Source organism: Pseudoselenomonas caprae (genome assembly GCF_008271345.1).
GTDB classification, from domain to species: Bacteria; Bacillota; Negativicutes; order Selenomonadales; family Selenomonadaceae; genus Selenomonas_A; species Selenomonas_A caprae.
On record NZ_VTOZ01000032.1, the window covers coordinates 26,429 to 36,111 of the forward strand.

General features: G+C 50.6%; 12 protein-coding genes. 11 read left to right on the top strand and 1 reads right to left on the bottom strand.

The features are described 5' to 3' along the window. Nucleotides 1–8: 8 nt before the first annotated feature. The 10 genes from FZ041_RS12495 to FZ041_RS12540 all read left to right on the top strand — a co-directional run bounded on the left by FZ041_RS12495 (nucleotide 9) and on the right by FZ041_RS12540 (nucleotide 8,541). Nucleotides 9–1,271 carry a site-specific DNA-methyltransferase gene (locus FZ041_RS12495; RefSeq protein WP_149189801.1) on the top strand — a complete coding sequence of 421 codons (1,263 nt, stop codon included), beginning with the start codon at nucleotides 9–11 and terminating at the stop codon, nucleotides 1,269–1,271. Beyond that, nucleotides 1,271–1,825 (top strand): N-acetylmuramoyl-L-alanine amidase family protein, encoded by a 555-nt coding sequence (locus FZ041_RS12500; protein WP_149189802.1) that lies wholly within the window; start codon nucleotides 1,271–1,273, stop codon nucleotides 1,823–1,825. The genes FZ041_RS12495 and FZ041_RS12500 overlap by 1 nt, the downstream gene beginning before the upstream one ends. Next, nucleotides 1,822–3,546, top strand: a complete 1,725-nt coding sequence (locus FZ041_RS12505; RefSeq protein ID WP_149189803.1) for a DNA cytosine methyltransferase — start codon at nucleotides 1,822–1,824, stop codon at nucleotides 3,544–3,546. Before FZ041_RS12500 ends, FZ041_RS12505 begins: the two co-directional genes overlap by 4 nt. A gap of 92 nt (nucleotides 3,547–3,638) precedes the next feature. Beyond that, nucleotides 3,639–4,349 carry a hypothetical protein gene (locus FZ041_RS12510; RefSeq protein WP_149189804.1) on the top strand — a complete coding sequence of 237 codons (711 nt, stop codon included), beginning with the start codon at nucleotides 3,639–3,641 and terminating at the stop codon, nucleotides 4,347–4,349. A 4-nt stretch (nucleotides 4,350–4,353) separates the two neighbouring features. Beyond that, nucleotides 4,354–4,602 (top strand): DUF4314 domain-containing protein, encoded by a 249-nt coding sequence (locus tag FZ041_RS12515; RefSeq protein ID WP_149189812.1) that lies wholly within the window; start codon nucleotides 4,354–4,356, stop codon nucleotides 4,600–4,602. A 114-nt stretch (nucleotides 4,603–4,716) separates the two neighbouring features. Next, nucleotides 4,717–5,676, top strand: coding sequence for an amidoligase family protein (locus tag FZ041_RS12520; RefSeq protein ID WP_072305444.1), 960 nt, complete (start codon nucleotides 4,717–4,719; stop codon nucleotides 5,674–5,676). 89 nt (nucleotides 5,677–5,765) lie between these two features. Then, a complete protein-coding gene (locus FZ041_RS12525) occupies nucleotides 5,766–6,227 on the top strand; it encodes a gamma-glutamylcyclotransferase family protein (protein ID WP_149189805.1) in 462 nt (153 codons plus the stop codon). 107 nt (nucleotides 6,228–6,334) lie between these two features. After that, entirely contained in the window at nucleotides 6,335–6,559 is a 225-nt protein-coding gene (locus FZ041_RS12530) for a DUF7678 domain-containing protein (RefSeq protein ID WP_072305442.1), read from the top strand. Between the two features lie 152 nt (nucleotides 6,560–6,711). Beyond that, entirely contained in the window at nucleotides 6,712–6,894 is a 183-nt protein-coding gene (locus FZ041_RS12535) for a hypothetical protein (protein ID WP_149189806.1), read from the top strand. Nucleotides 6,895–6,939: 45 nt separating this feature from the next. After that, on the top strand, nucleotides 6,940–8,541 hold the full coding sequence (locus FZ041_RS12540) for a terminase large subunit (protein WP_149189807.1): 1,602 nt from the start codon (nucleotides 6,940–6,942) through the stop codon (nucleotides 8,539–8,541). On the opposite strand, the gene FZ041_RS12545 is transcribed toward FZ041_RS12540, so the two are convergent. Beyond that, nucleotides 8,534–9,010 (bottom strand): C-GCAxxG-C-C family protein, encoded by a 477-nt coding sequence (locus tag FZ041_RS12545; RefSeq protein ID WP_072305440.1) that lies wholly within the window; start codon nucleotides 9,008–9,010, stop codon nucleotides 8,534–8,536. The two genes, FZ041_RS12540 and FZ041_RS12545, sit on opposite strands and share 8 nt — an antisense overlap. 122 nt (nucleotides 9,011–9,132) lie before the next feature. Between FZ041_RS12545 and FZ041_RS12550 the strand changes: the two genes are divergently transcribed. Further along, entirely contained in the window at nucleotides 9,133–9,459 is a 327-nt protein-coding gene (locus FZ041_RS12550; RefSeq protein ID WP_149189808.1) for a hypothetical protein, read from the top strand. The last annotated feature ends 224 nt before the right edge of the window (nucleotides 9,460–9,683 follow it).

Genomic DNA, 9,683 nt, shown 5'->3' on the forward strand with positions numbered 1-9,683 from the left:
TGTACTTCTTGGGAAAAACAACTACAGATATGCAGCTTGTCCCTATCGACAAGTTGGTGCCATACGTCAACAATGCCCGGACGCATTCGCCGGAGCAGATAACCAAGCTGCGTTCATCGTTACGGGAGTTTGGCTTTGTGAATCCGGTCATTATTGACAGAGACTTCAATGTCATAGCTGGGCACGGCAGATTGATGGCAGCCAAGGAAGAGCATATTGCTGAAGTACCTTGTGTGTTTGTGGACTATCTCACAGAGGCACAGAAGAAAGCGTACATCCTAGCCGACAACCGCTATGCCATGGACGCTGGCTGGGATGAAAATATGCTCCGTGTCGAGATTGAAGCCTTGCAGGGCATGGACTTCGATTTGGGGCTGACCGGTTTTGATGAAAAGGAACTGGCTGACCTTTTTGAAACCGATGATGATGCCAAACAGGATGATTTCGATGTGGACGAGGAACTGGAAAAGCCGTGTATCTCCAAGGCAGGAGATGTGTGGCACCTTGGCAAGCACCGGGTTATCTGCGGTGATTCTACCTTGCCGGAAACCTACCAGCGTCTGCTCGGTGATGAACAGGTAAATCTGGTATGCACCGACCCGCCATACATGGTGAATCTTGAAAGCACATCCGGCAAAATCAAGAACGATGACCTCTCCGACAAGGAGGCATACGAATTCCTTACCAAAGCCTTCGGCTGTTTCCATGAAGCCATGGCAAAGGATGCCTCGATATATGTTTTCTACGCTACGGCAAAAGCCCGCATCTTCCATGACGCTTATGAGGATGCGGGCTTTAAAGTTGGGGCAGGGTTGGTTTGGAAGAAGAACCGGCTCGTTTTGACACGCACTGACTGGAAGTATATCCATGAACCGATTATCTGGGGATGGCGCAAGGACGGCAAACACACCTGGTATGGCGATCAGAAGCAGACCACTGTGTTTGAGTTTGACCGTATCAAAGATTCGAAAACTGAGGGGTGTGGTCATCCGTCCAGCAAGCCGGTTCCCTTGATTGCCTATCTCATCAAGCAATGCACCCAGACTAATGGTCTTGTGCTGGACGGTTTCCTTGGCTCGGCTTCAACGCTTATCGCCTGCGACCAGTTAGGGCGAATCTGTTACGGTGTGGAATTGGAGCCGAAGTTTGTGGATGTGGCGGTGGCAAGATACGCCAATGCCCATGATGGAAGTTTTGCAGATGTGTATGTGGAACGGGATGGGGAGAAGATTTCCTATGCTGATGTTCCTAAACCGAAGGAGGAATCATGATGCGTGTATTTCTGAATCCTGGGCATGCCCCTTGTGGCTGCCCTGACCCCGGTGCTGTCAATAGCGGAACGGGACTTAGAGAATGTGATGTGGCAAAGAATATCGCCGACCTTGTAGAGAAGCATCTCACCAAGGCCGGCATTTCTGTATCCGGCAATTTGCAGTCGGATGATTTGTATGAGGTGGTCTGTGCCTCGAACAACATTGACGCAGATGTGTTTGTATCAATTCATTGCAATGCTTTTAACGGCGTAGCCAATGGGACGGAGGTTTGGCACTACCACACTAGCAAATACGGCAAACAACTGGCTGAGTGCATTCAGCGTCAGATTGTGGATGCGCTGGGGACGGAAGACCGTGGCGTTAAGGGTGCAGAGCCAGGAAGAAACGGTCTGTATGTACTCTCGAATACGGATGCCGTAGCGGTGTTGGTGGAGACGGCTTTTATCGACAATGCCGAGGATGAGGTTTTGCTCCGCACCAAGCAGGACGAGTTCGCCCGTGCTATTGCTAGGGGCATCACGGATTTTGAGCAGGAGACATTGAATCAATGACAGAACAGAAAAAACTTACATTGGGCAGTCTCTTTGATGGCAGCGGAGGTTTCCCGTTGGGAGCAATCCTCGCTGGCATTGAACCGAGATGGGCAAGTGAAGTGGAGCCTTTTCCGATTAGGGTGACAACCAAACGGCTGCCTATGGTCAAGCATTACGGAGACATCAATCAGATACACGGTGGAAAGGTCGAGCCGGTGGACATCATCACCTTCGGTTCGCCTTGTACCGATATGAGCATTGCCGGTAAGAGGGCAGGACTGGACGGAAAGCAGTCCTGCCTTTTCTATGAGGCGGTGCGAGTAATTAAAGAAATGAGGGAGGCTACAAATGGCAGATATCCAAGATTCATTGTGTGGGAGAACGTCACCGGGGCCTTCTCCAGCAGCAAGGGACGGGACTTCCAATCCGTCCTCACGGAAATCGTCCGCATCAAAGAACCACAGGCTCCCCCGGTGCCTATGCCTGAAAAAACTGGCTGGCCTTATGCCGACATTCTCATGGGAGATGGATGGAGCATTGCGTACCGTGTTATGGACGCGCAAGGTTGGGGAGTTCCACAAAGGCGGCGCAGGATCTACCTTGTCGCAGATTTTGCAGGCGGTTGTGCATCCAAAATATTATTTGACACCGAGAGCCTGCTCGGGGATTTTGCATCGTGCTTTAGCTCGTGGCAAGGCTTTGCCGGAAAACTTGCGCCTGGCCTTGGAACGGCAGGCAAAGGTGTAAGCGTAGGATTTTGTACGGAGCATTCAGCTAAGAGCCGCAGCATTGGCTACGAGGAGGAAAAGTCACCGACACTTCGGGCTGGAGTGGTTCCTGCCGCCATAACTACTCAACAGGCACAAGTTTATGAAAACCATAGCATGGATTCCAGATACACGGGGCCGCTGGATGTTGCCCCAACGGTAGCCAGTACCTATGGCACAGGCGGCAATAATCAGCCGCTCGTTACAAAGTTTTGGGATGGCAGTGAGGTGGCAGGAACAATTACCGCAAGCAATGCTGCAGGACAGCAGCGGATGCCGGATAAAGATAATTTCAACGCCGTGGTCAGTACCATAGATATACGGTTGACCTCTGAGGGAACGAAGAACGCCCGCCACAACATTTACGAAACCAACATATCCCGCTGCATAGATACATCCGGCAATACTCCGGATGCCAATCAGGGTGGCCTGGCTATCGTTCAGCAGGATGAAGCCTATGCCATGACAACAGGCTGCTACACGCAGGTGGAAAAGGAAAAATCCCCTACGCTGATGTCCAGGGACTACAAAGACCCAACGGCGGTATGCTGCGGGATTGGCAGGGATGCTTTTAATTCTGGAGCCAATGCCAAATTTGCTCCATCCATAGACGAGGAATTGCAGCCACCCATGACGGCAAGAGGACCAGGGGCAGTGCAAAAAGGTTATATTGTCCGCAGGCTTACTCCCTTGGAATGTTGTCGGCTTCAAGGTTTCCCGGATTGGTGGTGCAGTGACCTTGGCACGGAAAATCCCACAGCGGAAGAAATGCAGTTCTGGCGTGAGGTCTTTGAAACCCACCGCAAGGTGATGGGTACCACCAAGAAGTCAAAGACCGATAACCAAATCCGCAAATGGTTGGCAAATCCTCATACGGATAGTGCCGAGTACAAGATGTGGGGCAATGGAGTAGCACTTCCCTGTGTCTACTATGTAATGATGGGCATTGCCCATTTCGCTAAGGAAACTTGATTGTATACAACACAAATCACTTGCTATTTCCTACGCTTTACGGGAATATGTGACTACCAAAAGATATGGTTGACACAAAGGAGGTCACGAAAATGGAAGTAAAGTACAACGTCAGCGGTAACCGCCGCAAAGAAATGGTGAAGGTAGTCAGCGAGGCTTTGGAAGGTTGGGAAATCAAGTATCTGGGAGCACCAAGTTTTTCCTACCAGGTGGGAGACTTCGAGATAACCAAAGATGGCACCCTGATTTTTGCCGACCGCACCGACAGCAAGATGGTAGAGGATGTTCTTGAAGCCTTGGAACAGGCAGGCTTTCCTTGCGAAGCCCATGAGGATTTGCCGGAGGAAAAACAGGCGACTGAGGAGCAGAAGCCTGACAACCTTTCCATCAGCATGCCAAAGGAATCCTTCACGGATGATGCCTTGGAGAATTTAGACCATCTGCTGGAGAGCAAGGGGAACCTTATCAAGAAGGCATTCGGCATCGAAGAAGCAACCTACACTCTTGTCGAAGATAAAGTGATGTTCAACTGGCTGAACGGCGAAGTCACACCGGAGAAAGCCAAAGCAACGCAGGACTTCATCGGCAAGCTTTGCGAGATGGCAAGAACGCAGAAACGGGTGACCGCCAAGGCTAAAGCGGTGGACAACGAGAAATACGCCTTCCGCTGTTTCCTCCTGCGCCTTGGGCTGATTGGAGCCGAGTACAAGGCAACGCGGAAAATCCTTATGGCGAACCTTTCCGGCAACGCCAGCTTCAAGTCCGGCAAAAAGAAGGAGGTTGCTGAGCATGAGCAAGAGTAACAACATGGGATTTCTAAGCAGAGAGGAGGTGGAGCGGCTGCGCTCCATCTACCCTCCGGGGCGCATTGTGATGCTGGTGGAAATGCACGATGAACCGCAGGCACCGCCGGAAGGAACCGTTGGGGAGATAAGAGGGGTGGATGATGCAGGCTCGATTTTAGTCCGCTGGGACAACGGCTCGTCCCTATCCCTTATCCCCTCGGTCGACAAATTCTATCTGCTGAAACATCGACCGGAAGACAATGGAAAATAGTCCCCCATGTGCGCTGTGTATACACACTTATTAACTTGATAATCTCTCTCACTAGAGTGATATATACAGTAAGGAAAAACACAGCAGGCCACAAGGCAGAAAGGGGATTTCAAGATGAATGCGAATACCGCCAAGCAGATTGAGAACATGAAGAAACAGACCATTGGGGTGGAGGTTGAGATGTACAGCATCAGCCGCCAAAAGGCATCCAAGGTTGCCGCCGACTACTTCGGCACCGGACGCTACGAGTACACGGCAGACCGCAACGGTTACTACACTTGGAGCGCATGGGACGGACAGGGCAGGGAATGGAAATTCCAAAGGGATGTCAGCATCGATGCAGAATCCGGCAACGAACAGACCGAATTGGTAACGCCCATCCTGCACTACGAAGACATTGCCACCTTGCAGGAACTTCTTCGCAACCTTCGCCACGCCGGAGCAAAAAGCAATCCCCGCCACATGTGCGGAGTACACATTCACATCGGCAAAGCCGACCACACGGCACAAACCTTGCGGAATCTTGCCAACATCATGGCAAGCCACGAAAGCCTGCTGATCGCCGCCATGAGGCTTGACCAAAACCGCCTCGGACGCTATTGCCGGACGGTCAGCCGGAACTTCCTCGACCGGCTCAACAAGAAAAAGCCACAGACCATGCAGGCATTGGCAGACATTTGGTACGAAGGAAATGGCGCAAGCTACGGCAGACATCAGCATTACAACGAAAGCCGGTATCATTGCTTAAACCTTCACGCCACATTCACCAAAGGGACCATCGAGTTTCGGCTTTTCCAATTTGCCAACCCCACGGCAGATAAAAAGGGCGGCATTCACGCAGGCGAACTCAAAAGCTACATTCAGCTTTGCCTAGCCCTTTCCGAAATGGCAAAGGAGGTAAAGACCGCAAGCCCCAAAGAACCACAGCGGGAGAACCCCAAATTTGCGATGCGGACTTGGCTGATGCGCCTTGGATTCATTGGGGAGGAATTTGCAACCGCAAGGGAAATCCTCACAAGGAACCTTGAAGGCGATGCCGCTTTCCGCTTCGGCAGGAATACCCCTTCGGCTTAAAAGCCCCACAAAGCCACTGACCCGCCACACGGCGGGCTTTGGGTGGTAGAAGGGATATTCCTTCGGAGGCAGAAAGGAAGGCAAAGAAAATGAAAAGCAGGATTTACATTGCCTACGGCAGTAACATGGACTTAGGTCAGATGGCGTTCAGATGCCCCACGGCCAAGCTCTTAGGAACAGGAATCCTTGAAGGATGGCGGCTGATGTTCAAGGGAAGCAAGACCGGAGCCTATGCCACCATTGAGAAGGAAAAAGGACAGAAGGTGCCGGTGCTCCTGTGGCAGATTACGGAAGAGGATGAGAACAGCCTCGATCACTACGAGGGGTTTCCGACCTTCTACTACAAAAAGACCATTAAAGTCGTAAGAACGGATGAGCATGGCATCCGCTGTGGGCTTACCCAAGGGATGGCTTACATCATGCATGAGAACCGCAAGCTGGGGATTCCATCCAGCCACTACCTTGAAACGCTGGACAGGGCTTATCTGAAATTCGGCTTTGACGAGAATATCCTCGGCGATGCCTACGAATACAGCTGGCCTACGGACTGAAATGTATACACAAGAGTTATCCGAAAATCGCTTGATATAAACCTCGTTTAGAGCGAACATACACATACCGAAAGGGAACAACCAGACAAGCGAAGGAGGATGCAACCATGTGGAGCAAAGGCGAAATTGAGATTGAAGGCACCAAGGTTCAGTATTGGGTAAAGCACTACGAGGAAGGTTCAGAATTCGGAATTGACGGCGGCAGAATTTCCAAGCTGGAATGCCGGGCGAACGGCAAAACAATCCTTCACTACGAACGGGGATGGGACATGGAACCGGATACGGAACTTGGCTACCAAGCCTACGCAATTCTGATGGAAAAGTTCAACTGAGATTGGCAACAGCCGGGGACAGCCCTTCGGGGCTGTTTCTCGTTGAAGTATACACAGAAATTATCCGAAAACCACTTGCTATAAATCGCATTAAGAGCGAATATACACATACCGAAAGAGGACAATCTAGACAAGCGAAGGAGGAAACCGAAATGAAGACGATTTACAAACTCGAGGGAAAGAAGATTAGCAAGAAGGCCCTGATTGAGAAGATGGGAGCTGAGCGTGTCAAAAGGATGACCGAGGAAGCATGGGAAACCACCATGGAAGACCCTTACATTAGCAACGACTTCATGACCGGGAGCGGGATGCTGAACATTTCCTTCGAAGGATAAAGAAGGGGGAGCCGAAAGGCTCCTTTTTCTGTGGGAGGTGATTGATTGCGAAAACTTACCGGCTACAAGCCGACTGAATTTATGGCAGAAGATTCCCATTACGACAAGGGGGCTGCGGACTTTGCCGTGGCCTTCATTGAAAGCCTGTGCCACACCAAGGGTACCTGGGCGGGGAAACCCTTTGAGCTGATTGACTGGCAGGAACGAATCATCCGGGACCTGTTCGGCATCCTCAAGAAAAACGGCTATCGCCAGTTCAACACCGCCTACGTGGAGATTCCGAAGAAGCAGGGCAAGAGCGAACTGGCGGCGGCTGTGGCGCTCCTGCTTTGTTGTGGCGATGGGGAGGAACGGGCAGAAGTTTATGGTTGCGCGGCTGACCGCCAACAGGCGGGCATCGTTTTCGATGTGGCTGCTGACATGGTGCGGATGTGCCCAGCACTTAACAAGCGGGTGAAAATCCTTGCCTCTCAGAAACGGATGGTTTTCCAACCCACCAACAGTTTCTACCAAGTGCTGTCGGCAGAAGCTTATTCCAAGCATGGTTTCAACATCCACGGCGTGGTGTTCGATGAGCTTCACACCCAGCCCAACAGAAAGCTTTTCGATGTTATGACCAAAGGCTCCGGCGATGCACGTATGCAGCCGCTGTATTTTCTGATCACTACGGCGGGAACGGATACGCAGTCCATCTGCTACGAAACTCATCAGAAGGCCTTGGATATTTTGGAGGGCAGGAAAATCGACCATACCTTCTATCCAGTGATTTACGGAGCCAAGGAGAATGAGGACTGGACTTCTCCAGAAGTTTGGAAGAAGGCCAATCCATCCTTGGGCATCACCGTTGGTATAGATAAAGTGCAAGCTGCATGCGATTCAGCAAAGCAGAATCCTGGGGAAGAGAACTCCTTCCGACAACTTCGCCTGAATCAGTGGGTGAAACAGTCCATCCGCTGGATGCCGATGCATAAATGGGATGCTTGCGCATTTCCAGTTTCGGAAGATGAACTTGAAGGCCGTGTCTGCTACGGAGGGCTTGACCTTTCCAGCACCACAGACATCACAGCTTTTGTGCTGGTGTTTCCGCCATTGGATGAGAGCGATAAATATGCAGTGCTGCCGTATTTTTGGATTCCCGAGGACAATGTGGATTTGCGCGTGCGACGCGATCATGTACCATACGATGTCTGGCAACGGCAGGGATTCCTTCAAACCACGGAAGGTAATGTGGTGCATTACGGCTATATCGAAAAGTTCATCGAGCGGCTGGGAGAGCGGTTCAATATCCGCGAGATTGCTTTTGACCGCTGGGGGGCGGTGCAGATGGTGCAAAACCTTGAGGGGATGGGCTTTACCGTTGTTCCCTTCGGACAGGGATTTGCCTCCATGTCGCCACCAACCAAGGAACTGATGAAGCTGGTGTTGGAGGAGCGGATTGCTCATGGAGGTCATCCGGTGTTGCGCTGGAACATGGACAACATTTTCATTCGCACCGACCCTGCAGGGAACATCAAGGCAGACAAAGCAAAAAGCACGGAGAAGATTGACGGGGCGATTGCCCTCATCATGGCTCTTGACCGTGCTATTCGTTGCGGAAATGATAGCGGAGAATCAGTATATGACAGCCGTGGTGTGCTGGTTATTTAGACAGTTCTTGTAGATAATGTTCCTCAAAAATAGCTGCTGCCGTTGCACAGAAATCGGCGCAGGGGCGTTCAGCATAATACTCTTTTGTTCGTTTTGATGGTGTAGGCTGGTCATGTTTTTGCTCTAAGCCTAGCAACTCACGGCAGATAATGGAGCCTTGATGCTCTTTGAACTGAAGTGCAAGTTTTTGAACCTGACTATACAGTGCTTTTTTCTTTTCATCATCTGGTGTGTCGTAACCATCTGCTAAACCTATTAGCAGACATAAAGAAGAGACAGCACCGCATATTTCCCGCAGACGGCTGATTCCACCTCCCATGGGTGATGCCATCCGCAATACGGTTTTAGGGTCAAGTCCTTTTTCCTGCAAATAATCTTCATAGGCCAGCAGTACGGACTGGGAGCAATTGTAGCCGGAATTGAAATTTTCCCTTGCTTTGTTTCCGCGAATTGACTTTTCAAAATCCATAGAATTAATCTCCTTGTATACATAAAATAATTCTCATTTATGACTTGCTATTTCTTCCATAGTACGGGAATATACACATACCGAAAGGGAAAACACAGACAACCGAAAGGGAGGAAAACAAAATGACAAAGCAGGAAGTAAACGAAATCATCACCAGCAAGGCAGCCGAGTACGGATTCGAGATTGAAGAAAACTCGATGGGGTGGAACAACAAGCGCACAGGGCAGGATTACATCAACATCCAGATTTTCCAGAACAGCAACATCGAAAAGACCGACTGGGAGAACCACAAAGCCTGCATCGACATCGAAGCCAGCGCAAGCGTAAGCCGGATGGGCGGAAGCCCCACACCGGAGGAGCTTTTGAAGGCCGCCGATGAGATTGCACGGGGGGCGAAATTTACGGCAGACATCCAGAACATGAAGCTTTCCTACGAAAGAACCTTCTAAGCCGAAACAAGGCAGGGGCACCGCTCGAAAGGGCGGTGTTTTACATTATAGGGTCCAGTATTTCCTAGTCAGTTTTTCACGCTTGGTAGGGGTAATGCCAAGGTAGGAACAATAATCTAGATATTTGCTTTCTAATAGGGGGTCAAAGGCTTCTTTTTGGCCGAGTGCTTCTCGAATGTAAATATTGGTTTTCCTACCATCTTTATCAGGATTATCCTCGTGTC

Excerpts from the sequence above, each read along its gene's own strand:
- FZ041_RS12500 (WP_149189802.1), top strand. The coding sequence starts at position 1,271 with ATGCGTGTATTTCTGAATCCTGGGCATGCCCCTTGTGGCTGCCCTGAC.
- FZ041_RS12505 (WP_149189803.1), top strand. The coding sequence starts at position 1,822 with ATGACAGAACAGAAAAAACTTACATTGGGCAGTCTCTTTGATGGCAGC.
- FZ041_RS12510 (WP_149189804.1), top strand. The coding sequence starts at position 3,639 with ATGGAAGTAAAGTACAACGTCAGCGGTAACCGCCGCAAAGAAATGGTG.
- FZ041_RS12515 (WP_149189812.1), top strand. The coding sequence starts at position 4,354 with ATGGGATTTCTAAGCAGAGAGGAGGTGGAGCGGCTGCGCTCCATCTAC.
- FZ041_RS12520 (WP_072305444.1), top strand. The coding sequence starts at position 4,717 with ATGAATGCGAATACCGCCAAGCAGATTGAGAACATGAAGAAACAGACC.
- FZ041_RS12525 (WP_149189805.1), top strand. The coding sequence starts at position 5,766 with ATGAAAAGCAGGATTTACATTGCCTACGGCAGTAACATGGACTTAGGT.
- FZ041_RS12530 (WP_072305442.1), top strand. The coding sequence starts at position 6,335 with ATGTGGAGCAAAGGCGAAATTGAGATTGAAGGCACCAAGGTTCAGTAT.
- FZ041_RS12535 (WP_149189806.1), top strand. The coding sequence starts at position 6,712 with ATGAAGACGATTTACAAACTCGAGGGAAAGAAGATTAGCAAGAAGGCC.
- FZ041_RS12545 (WP_072305440.1), bottom strand. The coding sequence starts at position 9,010 with ATGGATTTTGAAAAGTCAATTCGCGGAAACAAAGCAAGGGAAAATTTC.
- FZ041_RS12550 (WP_149189808.1), top strand. The coding sequence starts at position 9,133 with ATGACAAAGCAGGAAGTAAACGAAATCATCACCAGCAAGGCAGCCGAG.